Here is a 22425-nt window from a genome sequence, read left to right as displayed (position 1 = left end):
CCCTGACAATGAAGACTCCCCTGTGCGATCGTAGCTCCGGAGAGGCGGGCGCCTCCCTATGCAGGCAGCCCACCCATGCAGGCCGCCCGCCTATTCAAGCCGCTAGTGTAACACCTCCGCTATCCCTGAGCGAGTAAACAAAACGAGGCGTACGCCCATTGAATCGCAGAGCCCATTGAAGCGCCGAACGGCGAGATCGAAACGTTGCTTCGATTACCTGCTCTGGCTTTGGGATAGGATGGACAGGGATGCTGGGGGAGGTGCGACTAACTCGAGCGATTCGCCCGTCGTCGGATGGGAGAAATGCAGCTGCATGGCATGCAGCAGATAGCCGCCATCCCCTGGCAGTCCCGGATGGCTGTCGATGGGAACTCCGCCTCTCCCATAAAGAGGGTCCCCTACGAGCGGGTGGTCGATCGATGCCAGATGAATGCGTATTTGGTGGGGACGTCCTGTTTCAATCTCGACTTCAAAAAGCGTTTCGCTTTCTCGTCTCTCGAGTGCAACGGCGATACTCTTTGCTCGTTTTCCAGAGTCAGAGGCTGCATGGACTGTCCCCAACCGCGGGTGCGATAGAGGGCCGATCGGTTGATCGATTTCATAGCGATCAGCCATTGCGATTCCTTGCGCGAGCGCCCGATAGATTTTCTTCGTCTCCGGCCATTGGATGGTCAGAGCTCGAACGGATTGTGGGTGCAATCCGAAAAGCACGACTCCCGACGTGGCTCTTCCCAATCGATGCAGAGGCTGAGCCGATGGAAAGCGAGCGCGCACCTTCATCAGCAAGGAGTTTTGATAGAAGCCAGCACCGGGAAGAGTGGGGAGGCCGCTTGGCTTGTTGACTGCGAGAATGTCGCGATCTTCGTACAAGACCTCAAAGTGTTGGGGCGTTTCCTCTTCCTGCCATCCCGGGCGATTCCATCGGATGACGTTGCCAGGCAGCACGACCGATTCCGGTTGAGCAGGCTTGTTATCGATCGAAAGCTCGCCAGCCCGGATGCGTTCGATCCATAGGTCGGCGTTGGAATGCGGAAATTCCCCGGCTAAATGATCAACGAGTCGCTCACCCCCCGGCGGTCGTTGAACTTGGTGAACATAGCAGTAGCCGTCATTGCGAAGCATAATAGCTGTACAGTAATCAAGAAATCTCGAAGAGGAAACTATGGGCCACGGCGCGGAACAGGACGGAAATCGGCAACGCGATGCGTTAAGAAAAGCCAACCGATGGTTGCTGCCTAAGCGAAGTAGTTTCCATCACGCAGTGCGAGGGATTGGCATCTACCTTTTCGAACACACCCACGCTCGATTTCACTTGGTAGCGGCAATGTCTGTTCTAGGAGTCGCCCTTTGGATGCGCATCGATACCGTGCGATGCGTCCTGCTCTTGCTAGCAATCGGGCTAGTGTGGGTGGCAGAGGGACTCAATACGGCCATCGAGTATTTGGCAGACGCGGCGGTTCCCCAGTACGATCCATTGATTCGAAACGCCAAGGATGTGGCGGCGGGGACGGTTTTGCTAGCGGCGGGGATCGCGATCGCGGTCGGGGTATGCGTGTTGGGACCACCCTTGCTGGGCTGGAATTAGTTCAACCAGTCGATGAAGGCGACCATGCAGAGAATGGAGAATCCTCCGAGGGCGATCCAAAGCCAGCTTAGCAAGCGGCCTGGGTGTTTCAGGTCGTACTCTTCCGCGATGCGGAGGACGAGCTGCTCCGCCTGCGGCAGAGAGAGTCCCAATTCGTCTCGATAGAGGCAGACCGCCTCCGACCACTGACCCGCGCGGATCAGGTGGATTGCCAAGGAATCCAAATTCGACATGATGCTCTCGGTCGACCGCGAGCTTGGTAAGCTAGGGTGAGTTGAGGGCCCTGGCAAGCTGCGGGATGGTTTGAACATGGGGTTTGAGGATTTCTTTTCGTCGTCCTATTGGTTTCTAACTCTTTAATGAAACCTTCGTCTTGAGGCGAAATTTTGCCATTTCTATACTCCCGCCGAGAAGCGCCCGTGCGGAATCGGGCCAACGAAGCCTTTTTGTTCGGGAGTGGAACGGATTCCAACCCAGCTGTTTGCGAAACAATCGCAGCCGCGGCCGGTATTTCGCCGACGCCAGGCCGCGACCGATTTGCAGTCTTGTTGCCAGCCGGCAGCAGGGTTCTGGATCGGGTTGCGCACTGAGGGGCCGAGAGCGAGTGGGCAAGCCACCGCGTGGGTGATCGGGTGGCTCCTTCTTCTGCTGGCGATCGCAGGTGGAAATTCGGTTTGGCCGGCCGCCGTGGCCAAGGAAATCGGGGTTCCGTTGGCGGATCCCAAATTCTCGATCAGTGTTTTTGCTCGCGAGGCGATTCGTCAGAAACAAGGCGTTTATGAGGTCCTCACGTTCCAGGGCGGAGTTCGCATCTACCAAGGCAACTTCGTTCACACCGCGGATCGGGTCGTGATTTGGATCGATCGTTCGCAACCGGAAAGCTTGTACGAGACCCAAGCCTTCAAGTACATCGTCGAGTCCCAGGGGCATTGCGAGGTCCGATTTGGTGATGGCCAGTCCCTGCATGACGATCGATGGATGGGAAGGTTGTTCAGCCACTATGAGCTGGAGACTCGGGCCGACGTTTGGCTGGAGCCAACAGGTCCACCCCCCGATTTGACGTCACCTCTATCTGCTCAAAGCCTTTCGTCGGTGGAGCCAGCCATAGCATGGACGAGTGCGGACTCCGAAATGCGTGTGAAGCTCGCTGCGCAGATGTCAAGCGATCCGGCTTTTCTCACCCCTCCCCCCCCCGCTTCGTCGAATAGCTTCGGTGCAACAAGTGGCAATGGGATGATCATCGGCAATCCGAGCATGGGAGGGACGGTGATCGACGCGGGGGCATTGCCTGGCCCCTATGGAGCGCAGCCCTCGCAAACCGGTGTGCCGACTCCGAGCAATGCTGTCCCCAGCAATGGTTCTGCCCCTTCCCTTCTGCCAAACCGCACGCCGGCTGGTTCCGACGTCAATGCATTTCAAATTGGTGCACCGGGGCCGGAAGTGGTAATACCGGCTCCCGTCGCGGCGCCGGTTGCTATGAGCGATCCGAGCGCTGCGGCGCCGAGACCCTTTGGCGCCCGACGCTTTGATTTTTCCGGGCGAGGTGGAATTGAACCTCGATTTGAAATGATGAACCGTCCAGAACGAGGGGACTCGGTCCTCACCTTCTCCGGGGGGATTCGATTGCGCTTTCAAGACACGACGTTAGCAACGGCCGATGGCGTGCTCGATATGGGGACCGTTTTGATCGAAGCCGATCGCGCCGTGGTTTGGACTTCGAACTTGCAGAAACTCATCTCAGGCAAAGTGGATGACATGCCGGTCGAGCTTTACTTGGAGGGGAACGTCGTGTTTCAACAAGGGGCGAGACGGGTCTATGCCGAGCGCATGTATTACAACGTGCAGTCGGAGTACGGCATGATCCTCGGTGCCGAATTGTTGACCGATGCACCCCAATACGAAGGAATTCTTCGGATCAAGGCTGATGTGGTGCAGCAGCGTTCGCGTGAGAATTTCTTGGCCCATCAAGCGGCATTGACTAGCAGTCGCCTCGGTGTTCCCCGTTACTGGCTCCAATCGGACCGCATCGAACTCAGCGACCGGAGCCAAGAGCCGCAGCGAGTTCTGTTCGGTCGTCCGTTTCCAGGTTCATCGAGCGGGGAAACCGGGATGAAAGCGCGGGCTCGCCATAATTTCGTATACCTCGAGGGGTTCCCCGTCTTTTACTGGCCTGTGTTGGATACCAATGTCGACACATCTGGATTTTATCTGACAGGGCTCAAGGTCCGGAATGATCAGATCTTTGGCAGCCAAGTTTTGTTGGATTGGAATCTCTATCAGATTTTTGGAATTCAAGCCTTCGACGGAACCAGTTGGACCCTTTCGACCGACTACCTCGAGAAACGCGGACTAGGGATTGGTACCCAGTTTCAATACAACGTTCCTGATGCATTCCCCAGCGGCTCGGCCAATGGCATTGTCGACTTCTGGGGGATACGGGATAAGGGGCTCGACATTCTCGGGGTCGATCGAACGAATTTGACCCCTGAGGAGCTAACTCGGGGCAGGCTCTTGTTCCGCCATCGACAGCTGCTTGCACCCGACACCGAGTTCTGGGCTGAAGGGGGATGGGTGAGCGATCGCAATTTCCAGGAACAGTACTTCGAGCAGGAGTGGGATACGCAAAAGGACCTCACGACTGGACTTCGATTGCGGCAGTATCTCGATAATCAGATGCTCGATGTTTCTGCGCAGTTCCAAGTGAACGACTTCCATACGGAGACCAGTTGGTTGCCTCGTTTGGATCACTATTGGCTGGGGCAGACTCTCGGTCCGTATTTCACCTATTACACCCATAGCGATGTGGGGTATGCGAGGCAGCGCGCCGCGTCGACTCCCACGAATGCAGCGGACGCGGCCAAGTTTCAATTGCAGCCTAACGAAGTCGACGCATCGGGCATTCAAGCCATGACGCGGCACGAGTTGAATCTGCCCATCGATACCGGGATCAGCAAGATCGTGCCTTATGTGTCAGGAGAGGCAGCTTATTGGGGGGAAGATGTCAACGGCGATAGTTTGACGCGATTGACGGGACAGGCTGGTTGGCGATCGTCGACTCCTATTTGGAGAGTTTTTCCCGACGTGCAGAGCACGGTTTTCAATCTCAATGGTTTGTCCCACAAGATCAGCATGGAGAGCCAGTTCTTGTACGCGGACACGACGCAGGACCTAGATCTGCTTCCTCTGTTCAACCCACTCGATGACAACGCGCAGGAGCATTTCCGACGCCGGCTCGTATTCAACACCTTCGGCGGAACCCTGCCCGATGAGTTTGATGCTCGTTATTATGCAGCCCGCCAGAGCATGCAGCGTTATGTCACTGCTGGGAGCAATGAAATTGTGACCGATCAAATGCAGTCTCGTGTTGGGCTTCACCAGCGGTTGCAGACCAAACGTGGGGCTGCCGGACAAGAGCGAATTGCAGACGTCGTCGAGTTCGACGTCGATGCCATTCTCTTTGGGGACAAGGATCGGGATAACTTCGGTGAGACGATCGGCGGTATCAATTACGACTTCCGGTATCACATTGGGGACCGAGTCACGCTGGTTAGCGACGGTTACTACGATCTCTTCGAGAACGGGCTCAAGGCGACGACGATCGGCGGCGTCATCAACCGTCCCGGGCGAGGCGAGGCCTATCTTGGCGTGACCAGTTTGGAAGGTCCCATCAGCTCCACCTTGTTGACGACCACGGTCAACTATCGCATGAACGAAAAGTGGCTCGCGACCGGGGGGGCCTCCTACGACTTTAGTGCGATCGGGAATATCGGTCAGTCCCTCGGTATCACGCGCATCGGTGAATCGTTTCTGTTCCGAGTGGGAGCAACGATCGACTACGGTCGTGACAACGTCTCCTTCCAGTTTGCTCTCGAACCTCGTTTCTTCCAGCGACGGGGACTCGGTGTAGCAGGTGGTCAGGCCATTGCACCCGCTGGATTGTACGGATTGGAATGATGTCCCAGAAGTTGATTGAACAAGTCTACGAGCATGCGCGGCAAGCCTCCCTTCTGAGCGGGACCCTCGCGTTGCTCGAATGGGATCACCACACGTACATGCCGGCTCAGGGCGGAGAGTTCCGATCGGAGCAAGTGACTCAATTGAGTGGATGGCTGCATCAGCGGCAGACGGATCCAGCGTATGGCGATTGGCTCCGAGCATTGTCGTCTTCGGATGCGATGACGAATCTGAGTGCTGTCGATCAAGCGAACGTACGCGGTCTTCTACGCGACTACGAGAAGAACGTTCTCTTGCCCGAGGCGTTGGTGATGGCGACGGCTCGGGCCACGTCGCGAGGCCAGCAGATTTGGGTGGAAGCGAAGCAGAAGCGGGACTTTGGAATGTTTCGCAGTGCCTTGGAGGAGATCGTGAACCTTCGACGCGAGGAGGCCTCGATTTTGCAAAAGCCCAATCGAACTCGTTACGACAGTTTGCTCGATCAATACGAAGAAGGGGCGGACTCCTCCCAGGTAGAAAAGGTGTTCACGGAGCTGAGCGCGTCCTTGATCCCACTTGTCCGCGAGGCTTTGGAAAGAGAAGCCAGGCATCCGAGTCACTTGGCGATCGCGGCCGATTTTCCAATCGACGGTCAGAGAGCATTATCCCGTTGGGTGGCCGAGAAGATCGGCTTTGACTTTGATCGAGGTCGGCTCGATGAGACGGAGCATCCGTTCTGCACAACGCTGGGCCCGCATGATCACCGCATCTTGACCCGATACCATGTGGATTCGTACAGCAGTGGGCTCTATGGCGTCCTGCACGAAGCGGGACATGGGATGTACGAACAGGGCTTGCCCGTCGCAATGCATGGGCTCCCCGCTGGAGCTGCTGCATCGCTCGGAGTCCACGAGTCGCAGTCCCGTCTTTGGGAGAATTTGGTCGGACGTTCGCGAGGCTTTTGGACGTGGCTTTATCCCGAAGCGATCCGCTATTTACCCGGGTTGTCGCAAGTATCGATCGATCAGATCCTCGCGGACCTTCGGCGTGTCGAACGGAGTTTGATTCGCATCGAAGCGGACGAGGCGACCTACAACCTTCACATCTTTATTCGCTTTGAAATCGAGAAGCGGTTGATAGACGAGAGTTTGCCGGTGGAGGAGCTGCCGAGTTTGTGGCGAGACCGGTACCGCGAGTACTTGGGCATCGAGCCTTCCCACGACGGCGAAGGGGTATTGCAGGATGTTCATTGGTCGGCCGGGCTCATCGGTTACTTTCCAACCTACGCATTGGGGAACCTGTACGCGGCGCAATTGATGGAATCTGCTGCCCGAGATTTGGGAGATCTGGAATCGATGTTCGCGCGAGGCGAGTTCCAGCCCCTTCTCGCGTGGTTGCGTGAAAAAGTACATGTCCACGGACGCTCGTACCTGCCGCATGAACTGATGCAGAGGGCCAACGGAGTTCCGTTATCTGCCCAGCCGTTTCTAAACGATTTGACCAAGAAACGAACGGGGGCCGAGGCTAGGTAATGGTGTGATCTCCTTTTCGGTTTGGTTTGACTTTGTGGATTGTGCGGCCTCTCCCTCGGCGACTTTCCGATCTGTCGCCAGAAAACTTCCTTCGATCGCGATTGCAAACCTACGTTTGCGGGTCTCCCTGCAGGCCCGATGCGGAGGTAGGCAACACCACTCACTTCATCGGGTAATCAGTTGTCGGTAACAAGCATCGTGTCCAAACAACGAACCACATTCTCTGAGTTCGATTCGCTCATCGAGCGACATCAGGGAGACATCGAATCTGCGCTGCACGAAATAGAAGGTTTTGTCGAGACCTTGCAGCACGACATGGAGGTACTCGAGCGTCAAGTCCACCGCGAGGATTCGCTCACCGTCGCCAGCGTCGCCTACCGATTGAAGTCGTCGGCGAAGCGGTTGGGGATCGAATTGATCCATCAATCGGCTGTTCAAATTGAAACGTCCGCGCGAAAGAACCGATTGGGTCAACTCGCGGCGGAAATCGATTTGATGAAGTACCAAGTAGAGCTCTTTACGCAGTCTGCACAGATTCAGAAAGCATCTCTGGACGAGTTCAAGGTGCCGTCGAGTTCTTCTTAAGTCTCGGTATCGCTTGCATCAGCTGATTCCACGCTGAGGCAGATATGCGACTCCCGGCAGCATGCAACGCCGCCAACTTTGGGATCTCACGCAGCGCGCTGAGCGCTCGATCATCGACCGCAGTCCCCGCGATCCAAAGGGTCTGGAGCTGCGGGTGATTCCGGAGCGACTCCATTCCGTCGCTATCGATTTTGCAATGGGACAGATCCAATTCTTGAAGCCGAGGCATTTTGGCGATCCCGGACAGCGCACCATTGCTGATGGCGGTTGATTCGACATTCAATCGGACGAGATCCCATGTCGTGTCAGGGGCGAGCCATGCGGCATCGTCGATCTGGGTGAACGAGAGATCGATCGAGTTCCATTGGGTTCTCCCACCGAGACATTTCAGCAACCAATCGGCCGTCACGGGTGAGCGGCTCAAGACCAATTCGTTGCGATCGGTGTGAGGGAGATAATCTTCCTCGAGAAATGGGCTCTTCTGCAAATAGGTGGCGTAGTTCTTCGTCAGTTCCTCGTCGCTTCCGGGCGACCAACTCTGGGCGTCCCCGCGATGGTAAAGCCTCGCCAAATGTTCCCGGAATCCGATGGACGATTCGCCCTGCTCCATCCAAAAGTGAGCCAGTCCGCAGGCTTGGCTATATCGCTTAGGCAAGTCCCGAGCATCGCGAAACGCTAATCCATTCGCATTTCCAAATTCTTGCCAGGGAAACCAGATTTGATCGTGCAACAATCGATATCGACCCGCCTGCAATCGATTGGAATCCCAACCGCCGATATCGATGAGAAACGCTGTCCCGAGATCCAGCGCTGAAAGAGACTCCATGAACAAAGCCACTCCTTCGACCGCCCAAAAACCGGGTGTTTGGTCCGAATCAAAAACAACAGGTTGCCCCGAAGCTTCTGAGAAAAATTGGTGGGTAAGTTCATGAACGAGGGTCGAGAAATTTCTCGGTCCCTCAAGGTAAAACAACGAAACCGATTGCGATGGATTGTAGTAGCCGTTGGAAAGAGCCACGTTGCGAACGCTGCTCGCGAGGGCGCTCAAATAAGCATCTCTAGATCGGAAAATGACGACTTGAAAGGGGCGTTCTCGCGACGAGAGATTCGGTGCGCCCGTTTGTTCATTCGATCGGGCGTATTCGAAAAACATTTGTCGCCACAACGCAAAGGCGAGCTCACAGTACTCGGCGACTTCGGCTCCATTTTGGCTTCGGCCCTGGAAGGCGATATCGAAGTGGGGTGTTTGAATCAATTGGTAAGCCGATGCGGGCCAACCGGTGATGGGATGAGATCCTTTGGACGAAGCGCGAACTCGGCGGGGAGTGAGGATCGCCTCGGCGGGAGGCCATCTCACTTCCGCTTGGGGGATGCGAAGGGTTGCGAAGCCTGCGCGAAGCCAGTTCCAGCGCGAAGCCTGATCTAGCTGATTCGCGGTTTGAGCTCGTTCGATTTCCATTTGGATATCGCCGTCGAGCGAAATGAGATACCGCTGGAGAGTTTCGCGATCGACGGAACTAGGGAACGCGGCTTCCCAAGCCGTCGTGAGTCGTCTACCGACTGTGCGGGCTCGCGGCATGAGAAAGCGACTTCGCCCATCCCGCGGTATGCGAAGGGATGCGATGAGGGAGCGAAGAGGTTCCCAGGCAGGGGAACTCGACTCCAAACTTTGTGTTCGATCCGTTAACCACTCGAAAAAGGGCTCCGCGCTGGGCAGAGGGAGGAGCGAGGGGGTGCTGGAGGGGGTGGTCGCCGGATCTGCGTGGAACCCCAGCGAACCGCCCGCGAAGGTCGAAGAAGCCGCTACAATCGCAGCAGGGTGTATCGAAGCCAGTGCCGCGAGCCCTTGAACGAACTGGCGCCGATCGATGCTTGGAAATGGAATGGTCATGGGGTATGGGCTGCTTGAGAATTCGGGAGACCCGTTTTCTGTCGAGGGGCCTCGCTCCAGTTTAGCGGATCGAGAATGTCGGTGAATCCAAATCGCACACGTTTGCTCCTGTGCTCTTCGTCGATGGAGGCGGGCGGTAGCGAACGTCAAATGCTTTATCTAATGCAGTACTTGGATCGATCGCGCTTCGACCTTTCGCTGTACCTCCTTTACCCGAAAGGGAGTTTGCTCGAAGAAGTGCCCGAGGATGTAGCGGTTTATTCCTATTGGGGAGATCGGTCCCCACCTCGTTGGAATTGGCCCGGAAGAATCTTTGCCGATCAAGTCCGACACTTGACGCAGCATCTTCGATCGCACCCGGTCGATTTGGTTTACGACAGACTCTTTCACATGGCATTGATCGCGGGCCCGGCTGCCAAACGGACTCAGACGCCTCGCATCGCCACCCTGGTTTCCCCTCCCAACGAAGATGTTGTCCGAAGCGAAAAGCGCTGGCTCGCTTGGAAGAAACGAGCGCTCCGGCGCAGTTATCTTTCTGCTCAAGGCTTGTTGGCTGTTGGATCGGAGACCGCTGCGAGCGCGGCATTGTTTTACAACATCCCCCGAGAACGTTTCCGAATCGTTACTAGCCCTATCGATGTCAAGCGGATCGAATCGTCTGCCCAGATGCCGTGGGAAAACTCATCGCTGGACCTTCGTTGTAAACAGGTCATTGCGATCGGTCGCCAGAGCGATGAGAAAGGACATCGATACTTGATCGAAGCCATGGCGCTATACCAAAAATTTGTGGAACAAGGAGATGCACCTCCCGTTGTGGTCCACTTGGTAGGAGATGGAGTACTGCGCAAGGAACTAGAGTCCTTGACCGATTCACTCGGACTTCGGGGTAGCGTTCTGTTTCACGGTGTCCAAGCGAACCCTTACTCGCTTTTGGCTAAATCGGATTTGATGGTCCTGCCTTCGCTCTACGAGGGGCTCCCCAACGTGGTCTTGGAAGCCATGCTATGTCGTGTCCCCGTACTCGCTACCAATACACCCGGGGGAGCGGGAGAACTATTTCGGCGTACGGGGCTCGGTCAGTTGGTAGCGCGGTGCAGCGCGACGGAGATTGCGAATGCAATGCGCCGGCGATTCTCAGATCCCGATCCATGGCTAGCCCCTCTCGAGGCAGCTCGCCAATACATTCTTGAAAACCACAGCATGGACCGATGGATCGGCGAGTTGTCCGATCTATTCGAATCCCTTAGAAGACGCGGGTCTCACTAGCATGGATTTTTTCGCAGATCAACCGAAGCGAACTTTCCAAGTCCCCGGAAGCGGTTTTGAACGAATCGGCGTCGATCGTGAGTGGGGCACCTAATACGACCAGCGGAGCGCCGTAGGAGGGGCATGCTACGGCTTGCTCGAGCGACAGTCCACCGACCGCTTGGACGGGAATTTTTACCGCTTGGACCACCTCGCGCAATTGATCGAGCGGGCTGGGCATACGATGGCCGCGAGCCGCGATTCCCCGTCGTTCGTCATATCCGATATGGTGGATCACATAGTCGCACCCAAGGTCTTCTAGCCATTTGGCGCCGGCTACCATGTCGGGGCATATCATATTGTCCCCCATCACCTTGACCCCAAAGTCCTTGCCCGCTTTGACCACGCACCGCACAGTTTCTTCGTGAGCCCGCGCCATGACGACAACATGGGTCGCACCTGCTTTGGCCATCATCTCGGCCTCAAGGTATCCGCCGTCCATCGTCTTCAGATCGGCGACGATGGGGACGTTTGGAAAGCGGCTGCGCAGAGCGCGGATTCCGTGCAGCCCTTCTGCCAGGATGAGCGGGGTGCCTGCCTCGAGCCAATCGACTCCGGCCCGCATCGCCATCTCGGCGGTTTCGAGGGCTTCATCGATGTTGGTGAGATCCAGCGAAATTTGTACGATCGGTTTCATGGGGACTCGGTCTTGGAAAGAGGAATGTTTCGCGAGGGTTGAATCCATTCTCGATAGACGAGCCTAGCCGCCCTATTCATGAATTCGGTTTGTCCTTCGCTTTGTTTTGGATTGCAGCCGTTGGTGATGAGAACGAATCCGAACTTCTTTTCGGGATGAAAGAACATCATGCTGTAAAGTCCGTACGCAGACCCTGTATGTCCCTTGAGCATTTGTCCGGGAATGAGTTTGTTGGTGGTGGTGATCGCGAGTCCGTAACCCGAGGACTCGAGTACGGGAGTCTGCATGAGTTTTGCATGTTCGGCGGAAAGGATGCGAACGCCGTCCACTTCGCCCATCTGCATGTGCATCGTCATGTACCGAGCCAGATCGGAGGCGGAGATTTTCATTCCACCCGTAGGAGAGAAGATAGGGGTACTGTAACCGAACACATAGCGATCGATCTCTTCGCGACGAGGGTGATAAGCGTTGGGTGATGGCGTGAAGGACTTCGTGTTGGAGTCGTATTCGTAGAGCGTCACGAAGCGATCGGCGTCGAGCGCGTCGACGCGATAGCCGCCGGTGAGTCCAAGAGGCTTGAGAATATGATTCGCGACATAGTCATCAAATCGTTCCCCCGAAGCGCGTTCGATGATCGCGCCGATCAAATTGAAATTGAGATTGCAGTAGCGGTGTTCCGTTCCAGGTTTTTTGGGACTGAAGCATTTCGGCGCGTAGGTGGCTTTCGACGGATCCAGCACGTCGAGCGAGAAATAGCCTTGGCTGTCGTTCAGGCTCGAGGAGTGCGAGAGGAGCATCTTCAACGTGATAGGTGTATCCGGGTGCTCTGGGTTGCGGATAGAGAATCCGGCCAAGTCCCCGGCGTCATCGGAAAGCTGGAGTTTGCCCGCTTCGACCAATTGCATCACCGCGGTCGCCGAAAAGGACTTGGAAATCGACGCGATTCGAAAGAGGTCCTCGGCGCGGAGCGGCTCCTTCGTTTCGAGGCTTCGAAGACCGAACGATTCGGCGTGGACGGGTTCGCCATTTCGGACGACGGCGACAGCGAGCCCGATCGCTTGGTACTCCTCCATCAGTTCCTGGATGGGCTTGCTCAGAGACGGGAACTCGCCAGCGCGCGCAGGTTCGTCGGCGCGCACAAGGTTGCCGAGCATTGCGAAACAGCAAAGCACAATCGCGGGAAGTTTTTGGTAGGAACGTGGCAGCATGGAAGTCTTCCTCGTGGAAGTGCGATGAAACGGTGGGGGTGGAAGGTGAGAGTATAAGGCTTTAGATCGGAGCGAGCACGCGGGTGGGCGCACGGGCGAGCGCATGGGGGGGCCGCGATTGTGAAAATGGGGTGGATCGGGTAGAATTCCAACTTCCTTCTGAGTGCAAAAAAGCTTGGAAATAATTGGAAATTGAGACGCTTTTTGGCTGTCGCGAAGGCGATCGGCGAAAGCGTGATTGAAAGTGGCGGATTCCAGCTATTGCTGAGTCCCTGCATTGACCCTAACCAGCAGATCGGTTTGTACCCGTGTCCAATTTGCCACCCGACGATTTTGATCCCAACGATCCTTCGAACCTTCCCAATGCGGATGGTGGGGGGGATGGCGAGGGGCCCGGTGAGCGGATGATCGAGGAGGCGATCGAGGACGAGCTCCGCAATAGTTATTTGACCTACGCGATGAGCGTTATCGTCAGCCGGGCGCTACCGGATGTTCGAGATGGGTTGAAGCCGAGTCAGCGCCGGATCTTGGTCGCCATGAACGACTTGAGCCTTACCCCTGGTGCCGCCCGGGTCAAATGCGCGAAGATCGCCGGCGATACGTCGGGTAACTACCACCCGCACGGGGAAGCGATCATCTACCCGACCCTGGTCCGCATGGCGCAGGAATGGAACATGCGCCACGTGTTGATCGACAAGCAAGGGAACTTTGGATCGATCGCAGGGTTACCCGCGGCGGCCATGCGATACACCGAAGCCCGATTGGCTCCCCCAGCCGCCATGATGCTGGACGACTTGAAGCTGGATACGGTCGACTACATCCCCACGTATGACGAACGGCGCACCGAGCCCGTCGTCCTGCCATCGAAATTCCCGAACTTGCTCGTCAACGGCGCGCAAGGCATCGCGGTGGGGATGGCGACCAGCATCCCTCCGCATAATTTGCGAGAGATCTGCGCCGGATTGATCCGCATGATCGAAGATCCCGAGATCTCGATCAGCGAACTGTGCGAAATCGTCCCCGGTCCCGACTTCCCGACCGGCGGGATCATCTGCGGACGCTACTCCATCCGACAAGCCTACAACACCGGACGCTCGACGATCGTGGTGCGCGCTCGCGTCGATGTGGAAGAAGGCAAAAAGGCGAGGTTGATCGTTCGAGAGATCCCATTCCAGCAAGCCCGTGATCGCGTGGTGGAACGGATCGCCGACCTGGTTCGCAACGACAAGATCAAAGGCATCTCCGGCATTCGCGATGAAAGCGATTTGAAAGAGCCGGTTCGAATTGTGATCGAGCTCAAGCAAGGTCACGATCCTCATATCGTTCTCAATCAGCTTTATCAGTTTTCCTCACTGCAAGAAACCCATTCGATCATCCTTTTGGCACTCGTGGACGGAAAGCCTCGCGAGTTGACCCTCAAGGAAATGATGCAGGAGTTTCTGCGACACCGCGTTATCGTCATCCGGCGACGCACGCAGTTCTTGCTCGCCTCGGCTCGAAAGCGAAAGCACGTCGTGGAGGGGCTGCTGCTGGCTCTCGCCGATATCGATCACATCATCCAGATCATCCGCAACAGTCGCACGCAGGCCGAAGCGAAGGAAAAACTGATGGGGGTCGAATGTCCCGCATCGATGATGGAGCGAGCGTTGGGCGATCGAGGCTATACCGATTTCCAACTGGAACGCGGCATAAGCGACACCTATCGCTTGACCAGTGTGCAAACCGACGCCATTCTGCGCATGACTCTCGGCCAGTTGGCTGGACTGGAACAAGAAAGGTTGGCGGAAGAACACTCGGCATTGCTAGATGAAATCTCCGAGTACCGCGATATCCTAGGCGATCCTGTACGGATCTATGGAATCATCCGCGCCGACCTGGAAGAAATCTCCCGTCGATACGGAACCGATCGAAAGACCGTGATCGATGACGAAGAACTCGGGAACTACAACATGGAAGACCTCATCACCGAGGAAACCATGGTGGTCACGATTTCCACCCAAGGCTACATCAAGCGGATTCCGGCCACCACCTATCGCGCCCAAAAGCGGGGAGGCAAAGGAATCGCGGGGATGCGAGCGGAGGAAGAGGATCCCGTGGAGCATCTTTTTGTTGCGAGCACCCACGCTTACCTCCTGTTCTTCACCAACCAAGGAAAGGTGTACTGGCAAAAGGTCTGGGAGATCCCGCAGATGAGCCGCGAGAGCCGCGGGCGGGCCGTCGTCAATTTGTTGAACCTTTCCCCAGACGAGAAGATTCGCGACTGCGTTGTCGTACGAAACTTTGACCTACCCGGCCACTTCCTCATGATGGGTACCAAGAAGGGGATTGTAAAGAAGACCGAGCTGGAGGCATACAGCCGTCCGAAGAGAGGTGGAATCATCGCAATCAAGCTTCGAGAGGACGATGAATTGGTTGATGTGGTCATCACCAAGCCGAACGACCAGATCGTACTTTCGACCTCGACAGGGATGGCGATTCGATTCTCCGAAAGCGATGCACGCCCGATGGGGCGCAATACGTCCGGCGTAAAGGGTATCTCGCTGAGAAAGGGTGACGAAGTGGTCGGGATGGTGGTCGCCGATCCGACAGCGACCCTTCTTACCGCTTGCGAGTTTGGCTACGGAAAGCGAACCACTTTCGGTCCAGGCGATGAGATGGCTGGCAAGGAATTGCCGATGTCCGACGAAGGATCCGAGGAAGATGGCTTGATCGAAGAAGAGGTCCCCGTCGAGGAACCGGAAGCCGAAGATTTAGGCTCTGCGAATCGCTATCGAACCCAACGCCGAGGTGGCAAGGGTGTCATCGACATCAAAGCGACAAGACGGAACGGCAAGGTGGTTGGGATCGCTGCGGTGCACGATTCTGATGAAGTCTTGATGATGACCACCCGGGGCAAGATCCAGCGGATCGCGGTCAAGGACGTTAGCGTCATCGGCCGCAACACCCAAGGGGTCCGGATTATGAGCTTGGACGAAGGCGATTCGCTCACCGCGATCGTTCGGGTTCCATCCCAAGATATCGATCCATCGGAGATTGAAGCCGCATCGGCACCGATCGCTCCCGTTTCCGAATTGCCGATCGATGAGTCGCTGCCCGAATCCACTTCCGAGTCCGATGTATCGGACGCCTCCGAAGGTGAATAAGGTTGGAACCCAAGAAGCTTGAAGCGACCGCCGATGCCAGCCTTGCTTCGGCAGGGATGGTCGAGGGGGAGCGACTGCTGGTTCTCGTATGCACTTACAACGAGAAGCTGAATCTCCCGACCCTCTTCGATAAGTTGGATGCCGTCCTACCAGGGAGCGACATTCTCGTCGTCGATGACAACTCGCCCGACGGGACCTCCGAATGGGTGAAGGCAAAAAGTGAGTCGCGACCCCATACTTTCTTGATTCATCGACCTGGAAAACTGGGGCTGGGGACAGCTATTCGCGCTGGCATGCGATACGCGATCGAGAACCAATACGATTGGGTACTGAATTTGGATGCCGATCTAAGCCATGATCCCGCTGCGATCCCCAGACTGCTTGCTCAACGCCCTGCGCACGATTTGGTAATCGGATCGCGATATGTCGAGGGAGGTGGTTTAGAAGGCTGTTCCTGGAAGCGGATCTTCGTGAGTCGATGCGCCAATGCGTATGCGCGCTGGGTGGTCGGTTGGAAGGTCCGAGATTGCAGCAGCGCGTATCGCCTGTATCGAGTCGCCGCACTGGCTCGACTGGATTGGACTTCGATTCACGGCAAAGGATATGGGTTCCTCGAAGAAATCCTTTGGCACTTGATCGATCAAGGCAATCGCTGGACGGAAGTTGGAATCGTCTATACCGAACGGCAACAAGGGGACTCGAAGATCTCGATGAAAGAAGCACTCTCCACCATCGATTCCCTGCACCGTGTCGCCCGATTGCGATCAACAAAAAACAAATCGAGAAGCGAGTAGCGAGGGGCGGACGCATTGATGCGATTAGATCACTCGGTTCTTCAAGGGCTCGTTCTGTTCGAATCGAGCTAGGTTTTCGAGGAAGTGTCTCACCAAACCCTCCATTTCCTCCCGAAAGCCCCCGGCGGAGTGGGGTGTGATAAAACAATTTCGCGCGGTCCAGAGGGGATGCTCCGCGGGGAGTGGTTCCGGCGTGGTGACATCCAGATAAGCGGCTGCTAGGTGGGAGCCATTGAGCAGGTCGACCAGTGCCTCTTGATCGACCGTGTTTCCGCGTCCGATGTTGTAGAAGATGGCTCCAGGGCTCAATCGAGCCAGACGGTTTCGATCGAAGTAGCCTTGGGTGCTCGGGTTCGCAGGAAGAATGTTGATCACATGATCGGCGTTTCCCAGCCACTTGTCCGCTTGTTCATGCGACAGGATGGGGATGGATTCGTTCCCTTTCGGCTTGCGACGCACCCCGACGATTTCCATTTCAAAGGGGGCGAGGAGCTCGACGAGCCGTTTGGCAATTTCTCCGTAACCGAACAGGATGGCTTTCTGGCCTCGGAGCAGGAAGCTATTTCGCCGGATTGGGGCGGCCGACCAAGCTCGGTTGGTGCGCTGTTCGTCGAGGCATGCGGGCAATTGGCGAGCGAGGCTCATCATCATGGAAAAAACATGTTCCGCGCACGGTTCGTCGTAAACGCCGGAACTGGTGGTTAGTGAAGCATTGCGGGCTCGGAATGCTTCTCTCAAATCCTCTCGATCGTAGGCCGTGTATCCTGCGGATGTTAAATGAACCCATCGGATTTGGGGCAATTGCAGCAGCTGTTGCGCATCGGGTTGACCGAATGCGATCTGAGCCTCGGCTAGTGCAGGATCTGCAGGGCTGCCAACTAAATTCGAGCTGCTGGTCTGGTTCGCGACGATCAGGCGATGGGAACCCAGCGCATCCCGCAAGAATTTTTCCACGGGTGCAGGGAAGCTTGCATTGGTCCAGATCGTAGTTGACCGAGTCGGGTGCATCGACATGTTCGTTCCCCTCGCGTGCTATTGCCAATCGAGTGGCGCGAGCCATCGGTCCCGAAGCTGTTTCCAAGGGAGATCGAGGAGTGTTTTTCCGTCGGACGATACGGTGACCCGATCATGCGGTTCGACGGTTCCCAGTCGATAAACGGGCAGGCCTTCGAAGGCGGATTCGAAAGCAGCGGTGCAATCCTCGGGAACTTCGCACAGCAATCGGCTGTTGGATTCGGAGAACAATGCCGTTTCCACACTCACAAAACAGGCTTGTCGCATCGCGGTGAGATCGGTGGAGACACCGAGTTCCCCTGCGAATGCCATTTCCGCGAGCGAGACCGCCAATCCACCTTCGCTCAAGTCGTGGCAAGAGACGATTTGTTTGTTTCGAATCGCTTGGTGGATTCCTTGGTAGAGTCGCATCGCGAGCACCGCATCCACCTCGGGAACTTTACCGCCCTCTAGCCCGAGGGATCGCGCCACCTGAGAACCGGCGAGTTCCTCGCGCGTGACGCCGACGAGGTAGATGGCGTTTCCGACTTTTTTCAAGTCCATCGTGATGGCTTGTTGGCAATTCTCGATCTGTCCCATAGCGCTGATGAGGAGCGAGCACGGGATGGCAATCGTCTTTTTGATACCCGATTCGTCGGTAAAGGAGAACTCGTTGTTGAGACTATCCTTACCGCTGATGAAGGGAGTCTTCCACTGAACCGCTAGGTCGTGGCACGCGATGGCAGCGCGGACGAGTGTTCCGAGAGTCTCCGGCTTTTCGGTATTGCCCCAGCAGAAGTTATCCAGAACAGCCAGTTTCGAAGGATCGGCACCAACGGCGACGGCGTTGCGAACTGCTTCGTCCATGGCAGAAGTCGCCATGTGGTAGGGATCGAAATCCCCGAGGGTGGGGTTCATTCCGCACGCGAGAACGATACCTTTGGAGCTATGGAGCTTCGGCTTGACGACAGCGGCATCGCTCGGTCCGTTGCAGGATGGACCGACGAGCGGTTTCACCACGCTACCGGCTTGGACCTCGTGATCGTATTGCCGGATAATCCAATGTTTGCTCGCGACGGTGGGGTGCGAAAGGATGTCCAGGAGAGTCGATTCGATCGTTTCGCGCGAGAGGTTCGGCAGCGATAGAGGGGCGATGCTCGAAGGTTGGTAGACTGCTTGCCGAACGATGGGGGGGCGACCTCCGTGGAGGAACTCCATGCTCAAGCAGCCGACTTCTTCTCCCCGATACATCAATCGAAGATTTCCGGTCGGCGTGTAGACGCCGAGTACTGCTGCTTCGACCCCTTCGCTGGCACAGAGGGCTTTCAAGCGATCGATCTTCTCGGGTGGGACTGCGAGGATCATTCGCTCTTGCGCTTCGCTGATCCAAATCTCGGTGTAGCTGAGGCCTTCGTATTTGAGGGGAGCTTGTTCTAACCAAACCTCTGCACCGATGTCCTCACCCATTTCGCCGATGGCGCTGCTGAATCCACCTGCGCCGCAATCGGTCACCGCGCTGTAGAGACCTTCATCGCGTGCTGCGAGAAGGACATCGAGGACCATTTTCTCGGTGATCGCATTTCCGATTTGGACAGCCCCTCCGGAAATCGATTCGCTTTCTTCGGTCAATTCGACGCTACTGAAAGTCGCTCCGTGGATACCATCCCGTCCGGTTCGACCGCCGATGGCAACAATCCGGTCGCCTGGCAGCGCGTGCTTTTCGACTTTGTTTCGAGGGATAATACCGACATTACCGCAGTAGACGAGCGGGTTTCCCAGGTATCGATCATCGAAGTAAACGGCACCGTTGACCGTGGGGATTCCCATGCGGTTGCCGTAATCTCGAACTCCCGAGACGACTCCGGACATCACCCTTCGCGGATGGAGGACTCCCGGAGGAAGCTTGGCAGGGTCGTAATCCGGATTGGCGAAGCAGAAGACGTCGGTGCTGCAAACCGGTTTTGCTCCAAGGCCTGTCCCGAGCGGATCGCGAATGACCCCGCCGAGTCCGGTGTTGGCACCGCCATAAGGTTCGATGGCCGAAGGGTGGTTGTGCGTCTCGACTTTGAAGACGACGCAATCGTCGTCGTCGAAGGTCACAACGCCTGCGTTATCCTTGAACACGCTGACGCACCAATCTAGATCGCCGAGTTCTTTGCGAATTTGAACCGTTGCAGCGAAGATCGTTTCCTTGAGCATCGACTGGAATTGCCGGGTTCCATTTTCGTCGGTGTATTCGATTTTTCCGCCGAGTGTTTTGTGGCTGCAGTGTTCGCTCCAAGTTTGAGCGATGGTTTCCAGTTCGATATCCGAAGGCTCGCGTCCGAGGGTCGCGAAGTGGGCTTGGATCGTCTTGAACTCAGGGAGGGTGAAGTAAAGTTGCCCTTCCTTGCTGAGCTTCATCAAGGCGGCATCATCGAGATTCGAGATAGGAACGATGACTTTTTTGAAGCTGTAAACCGATCCGACGGCCAGTTCGGTCAATCGCAACGGTCCCACGTTGACTTGCTCGATCGAATCATTGGCCAGGACTTTTTGGCACAAGCGTTCCACAACGGATCGGTCGACGGAGCCTGATCGGGTGCCGATCCAGTATTTGCGAAACGTACGGACTTCGTCGATATCTAGTCCGATATCGCGGAGCAACTGGAGTGTGCTTTGAGCGACCGGGTCCATGACGCCGGGCTTTGGCAGGGCGTAGACAAGAGTCGCTTGCCCATTGGACGTCGGGGGTACGGACAGGCTGGCGTCGCCGATTGGGGCCGCGATGGAGCGTTGGGCGATGGGGTCGGAGAGGAGGTCTCTGGCGACTTGTTGAACTCCGGCGAGTTCTACGGAGCCTTGGATGAGGAAGCCGTAGGCCCCGTGGACGATCAAGTCGTTCGAGATACCGAGTTCGCAAGCGGCCTTGGCGGCGGAGGCTCCGAGAGAGTCAGGCTGACCATCAGCCGGATAGATGTCGACTTGCCACAGCGTCACGGGTTGCTTTTCCTGCTTCGAGTAGTGATTCCACACGGTCGAAGTCCCCTTGTTCGAGTGCCTCGATCCATGTTTGGCAGATTGTGGCAAAGTTCTTCAAGGCTTGTAAGGCTGGAGCGTGGTTTTCTTCTAAGATCTGCCGCCAGAGCTGGGGGTTGCTGGCGGCGATCCGAGTCGAATCCATCCAGCCTTTTCCGACGAATTGCAGCATGTGCGAAGGGGTCGTTCCCGCGAGGGCGGAAGCGACCATATGGGGTAAATGGCTGGAAATCGCGAGTGCTTCGTCGTGCTCTTGGGGGGTGAGAATGCAAGTGCGAGAGCCCATCGACTCCCAAAAACGGGTCATGCGGTCGGTGAGATCTTGCGGCGTATGCTCGGTCGGGGTGATGACCACGAGGGCGCCATCGAGCAGCGTTCCGACGGCGTGTTCGACCCCGCTATGGTGGCCGCCCGCAATGGGATGGCTGCCGATATACTGCGAAGCGGGGAGCCGACCGATCGCGCCCCGGATGATGCTTTGTTTGGTGCTCCCGACATCGGTCAAGATCGCATTCGGCTGGGCGACCGAGGCGGCGACGGCGAGGGAGTCGACAATCGATTGGACTGGAGTGCAAGCGATGATGAGATCGGCGTCGCGAGCTCCTGCGAGGATATCGTCGGTGGCGACATCGATGGCGCCCCGTTGGAGAGCTGTATCCAAACGAGAAATCGAACGACCGACCCCGACGACTTGCTTCGCGAGCCGCTTTCGCTTGAGCGCCAGGCCGATGGATCCACCCAACAGGCCGACTCCGATGATACAAACTCGCTGCCAAACCATAGATGCGTTCAAAGCCACGATGAAGACGACGTCGAGAGATCGCCTGGTCGAGTCGTCAGGAAGGGGGTCGAGTAGTCTTGAAGGGATGGTAGTCTACAGTCCGCCGTTCGACTTGCGAACAGGGCAGCCGGAACATTTGGCGATTCGGAGTCAACCGTCGGGCGGCATTTGGTAGGATGGAATCCATGTTTACGACAACCCACTGGACAGCCGTGTTTCAAGCGGCCAAGGAGCAGAGAGGAACGCCGCGCACTCATTTTGGACAGTTGGTCCAAAAGTACTGGGGGCCCCTCTACCACTACGCCAGGCAAAGGGGACTCGGGGCGGAGGATGCTGAAGATGCAACGCAAGGGTTCGTGGAAGAAATGCTCGAAGGTGGGTTGCTCCAGCGGGCGGACCCCTCGCGAGGGCGGTTCCGCGCCTTTCTTCTTCACGCTTGGAAGCAGTATTTGATCGACCGCCACCGGTTCGCCACGAGGGAAAAGCGAGGGGGGCATGTCGCGCAACGCTCGTTCGACGAATCGATGGAGATGGCGTTGGTCGAAGGCGATGGCGGCTCGCTTCCCGTGTCGGATGCGGTGTTCTTTACGAGGTGGGCCGATCAAGTCGTCGAGAACGCCATGCAGCGACTGCAGGCCGAGTACATCGACAACGACCGACTCTCGGTATTCCAGTCGCTTCGAGGCCATTTGACTTCCGAGATGAACGCGAATTTGTACCAACGACTGGGGGAGACTCTCGGCATTTCGGCTTCGGCGGCGAAGGTAGCGATGCACCGGCTCAAACATCGATTCGGTGCCACGCTTCGCGAGGTGGTCGCCGAAACGATCGACGATCTCGAGTCGTTGGATGAGGAGATCGCCTTTCTCGCATCCGCCGTTGCTTCCCGTTCGACGCTCCCCCGTGGCTAGCCACGCATTGTACGGGCTGAAGAATCTTGACAGTTTTTAGATCGATGCTGTAACCGGTGGCAAGGCATGTCGGAAATGTGGTGGTACGACGTCTCGTTTTTCCATTTGT

16 protein-coding genes are annotated in these 22425 nt (G+C 56.7%); 8 read left to right on the top strand and 8 right to left on the bottom strand.

Annotated elements, in window-relative coordinates:
• Positions 1-213: 213 nt before the first annotated feature.
• Positions 214-1122: an RluA family pseudouridine synthase gene (locus tag VN12_RS12850; RefSeq protein WP_146677218.1), complete on the bottom strand. Its 909-nt coding sequence runs from the start codon at positions 1120-1122 to the stop codon at positions 214-216.
• Between the two features lie 40 nt (positions 1123-1162).
• On the opposite strand from VN12_RS12850, the gene VN12_RS12845 reads away from it, so the two are divergent.
• A complete protein-coding gene (locus VN12_RS12845) occupies positions 1163-1585 on the top strand; it encodes a diacylglycerol kinase family protein (protein ID WP_146677217.1) in 423 nt (140 codons plus the stop codon).
• Here VN12_RS12845 and VN12_RS12840 read toward each other — a convergent pair.
• Positions 1582-1818 (bottom strand): hypothetical protein, encoded by a 237-nt coding sequence (locus tag VN12_RS12840; RefSeq protein WP_146677216.1) that lies wholly within the window; start codon positions 1816-1818, stop codon positions 1582-1584. The genes VN12_RS12845 and VN12_RS12840 overlap by 4 nt on opposite strands.
• Positions 1819-2041: 223 nt before the next feature.
• Between VN12_RS12840 and VN12_RS12835 the strand changes: the two genes are divergently transcribed.
• From VN12_RS12835 to VN12_RS12825, 3 genes are all read left to right on the top strand, one after another.
• Positions 2042-5539 (top strand): organic solvent tolerance protein OstA, encoded by a 3498-nt coding sequence (locus VN12_RS12835; protein ID WP_146677215.1) that lies wholly within the window; start codon positions 2042-2044, stop codon positions 5537-5539.
• Positions 5536-7050, top strand: a complete 1515-nt coding sequence (locus VN12_RS12830) for a carboxypeptidase M32 (RefSeq protein WP_146677214.1) — start codon at positions 5536-5538, stop codon at positions 7048-7050. Before VN12_RS12835 ends, VN12_RS12830 begins: the two co-directional genes overlap by 4 nt.
• Positions 7051-7248: 198 nt before the next feature.
• Positions 7249-7635, top strand: coding sequence for an Hpt domain-containing protein (locus VN12_RS12825; protein ID WP_146677213.1), 387 nt, complete (start codon positions 7249-7251; stop codon positions 7633-7635).
• Here VN12_RS12825 and VN12_RS12820 read toward each other — a convergent pair.
• Positions 7610-9526, bottom strand: coding sequence for a hypothetical protein (locus VN12_RS12820; RefSeq protein ID WP_146677212.1), 1917 nt, complete (start codon positions 9524-9526; stop codon positions 7610-7612). The genes VN12_RS12825 and VN12_RS12820 overlap by 26 nt on opposite strands.
• Before the next feature lie 81 nt (positions 9527-9607).
• Here VN12_RS12820 and VN12_RS12815 point away from each other — a divergent pair, with 81 nt between their 5' ends.
• On the top strand, positions 9608-10792 hold the full coding sequence (locus tag VN12_RS12815; protein WP_168164380.1) for a glycosyltransferase: 1185 nt from the start codon (positions 9608-9610) through the stop codon (positions 10790-10792).
• On the opposite strand, the gene VN12_RS12810 is transcribed toward VN12_RS12815, so the two are convergent.
• Both VN12_RS12810 and VN12_RS12805 read right to left on the bottom strand, forming a co-directional pair.
• Positions 10770-11468, bottom strand: a complete 699-nt coding sequence (locus tag VN12_RS12810) for an orotidine 5'-phosphate decarboxylase / HUMPS family protein (protein ID WP_146677210.1) — start codon at positions 11466-11468, stop codon at positions 10770-10772. The genes VN12_RS12815 and VN12_RS12810 overlap by 23 nt on opposite strands.
• On the bottom strand, positions 11465-12676 hold the full coding sequence (locus tag VN12_RS12805; protein ID WP_205855025.1) for a serine hydrolase domain-containing protein: 1212 nt from the start codon (positions 12674-12676) through the stop codon (positions 11465-11467). Before VN12_RS12805 ends, VN12_RS12810 begins: the two co-directional genes overlap by 4 nt.
• 404 nt (positions 12677-13080) lie before the next feature.
• Here VN12_RS12805 and gyrA point away from each other — a divergent pair, with 404 nt between their 5' ends.
• A complete protein-coding gene (gyrA, locus tag VN12_RS12800) occupies positions 13081-15819 on the top strand; it encodes a DNA gyrase subunit A (protein WP_146679903.1) in 2739 nt (912 codons plus the stop codon).
• Between the two features lie 2 nt (positions 15820-15821).
• Positions 15822-16613 (top strand): polyprenol monophosphomannose synthase, encoded by a 792-nt coding sequence (locus tag VN12_RS12795; RefSeq protein ID WP_146677209.1) that lies wholly within the window; start codon positions 15822-15824, stop codon positions 16611-16613.
• A gap of 24 nt (positions 16614-16637) precedes the next feature.
• Here the strand turns inward: VN12_RS12795 and VN12_RS12790 are convergent, their stop codons facing one another.
• Genes VN12_RS12790 through VN12_RS12780 form a run of 3 tightly spaced genes read right to left on the bottom strand, consistent with a single transcriptional unit; the run spans position 16638 to position 21405 of the window.
• Positions 16638-17627, bottom strand: coding sequence for a D-2-hydroxyacid dehydrogenase (locus tag VN12_RS12790; RefSeq protein ID WP_205855024.1), 990 nt, complete (start codon positions 17625-17627; stop codon positions 16638-16640).
• A gap of 18 nt (positions 17628-17645) precedes the next feature.
• Complete coding sequence (purL, locus tag VN12_RS12785; RefSeq protein WP_146677208.1) at positions 17646-20585, bottom strand: phosphoribosylformylglycinamidine synthase subunit PurL; 2940 nt, start codon at positions 20583-20585, stop codon at positions 17646-17648.
• A complete protein-coding gene (locus VN12_RS12780; RefSeq protein ID WP_146677207.1) occupies positions 20551-21405 on the bottom strand; it encodes a prephenate dehydrogenase in 855 nt (284 codons plus the stop codon). The genes purL and VN12_RS12780 overlap by 35 nt, the downstream gene beginning before the upstream one ends.
• A gap of 185 nt (positions 21406-21590) precedes the next feature.
• On the opposite strand from VN12_RS12780, the gene VN12_RS12775 reads away from it, so the two are divergent.
• Complete coding sequence (locus tag VN12_RS12775; protein ID WP_168164379.1) at positions 21591-22316, top strand: RNA polymerase sigma factor; 726 nt, start codon at positions 21591-21593, stop codon at positions 22314-22316.
• The last annotated feature ends 109 nt before the right edge of the window (positions 22317-22425 follow it).

The sequence above is a fragment of the Pirellula sp. SH-Sr6A genome (assembly GCF_001610875.1).
Lineage (GTDB): Bacteria > Planctomycetota > Planctomycetia > Pirellulales > Pirellulaceae > JBKCUI01.
This window is presented reverse-complemented; position numbering and strand designations above follow the sequence as displayed.

What these genes read in the sequence shown, in the direction of transcription:
- VN12_RS12850 (WP_146677218.1), bottom strand. Translation starts at nt 1,122, where the DNA reads ATGCTTCGCAATGACGGCTACTGCTATGTTCACCAAGTTCAACGACCG.
- VN12_RS12845 (WP_146677217.1), top strand. Translation starts at nt 1,163, where the DNA reads ATGGGCCACGGCGCGGAACAGGACGGAAATCGGCAACGCGATGCGTTA.
- VN12_RS12840 (WP_146677216.1), bottom strand. Translation starts at nt 1,818, where the DNA reads ATGTCGAATTTGGATTCCTTGGCAATCCACCTGATCCGCGCGGGTCAG.
- VN12_RS12830 (WP_146677214.1), top strand. Translation starts at nt 5,536, where the DNA reads ATGATGTCCCAGAAGTTGATTGAACAAGTCTACGAGCATGCGCGGCAA.
- VN12_RS12820 (WP_146677212.1), bottom strand. Translation starts at nt 9,526, where the DNA reads ATGACCATTCCATTTCCAAGCATCGATCGGCGCCAGTTCGTTCAAGGG.
- VN12_RS12810 (WP_146677210.1), bottom strand. Translation starts at nt 11,468, where the DNA reads ATGAAACCGATCGTACAAATTTCGCTGGATCTCACCAACATCGATGAA.
- VN12_RS12805 (WP_205855025.1), bottom strand. Translation starts at nt 12,676, where the DNA reads ATGCTGCCACGTTCCTACCAAAAACTTCCCGCGATTGTGCTTTGCTGT.
- gyrA (WP_146679903.1), top strand. Translation starts at nt 13,081, where the DNA reads ATGATCGAGGAGGCGATCGAGGACGAGCTCCGCAATAGTTATTTGACC.
- VN12_RS12790 (WP_205855024.1), bottom strand. Translation starts at nt 17,627, where the DNA reads ATGTCGATGCACCCGACTCGGTCAACTACGATCTGGACCAATGCAAGC.
- VN12_RS12780 (WP_146677207.1), bottom strand. Translation starts at nt 21,405, where the DNA reads ATGGTTTGGCAGCGAGTTTGTATCATCGGAGTCGGCCTGTTGGGTGGA.
- VN12_RS12775 (WP_168164379.1), top strand. Translation starts at nt 21,591, where the DNA reads ATGTTTACGACAACCCACTGGACAGCCGTGTTTCAAGCGGCCAAGGAG.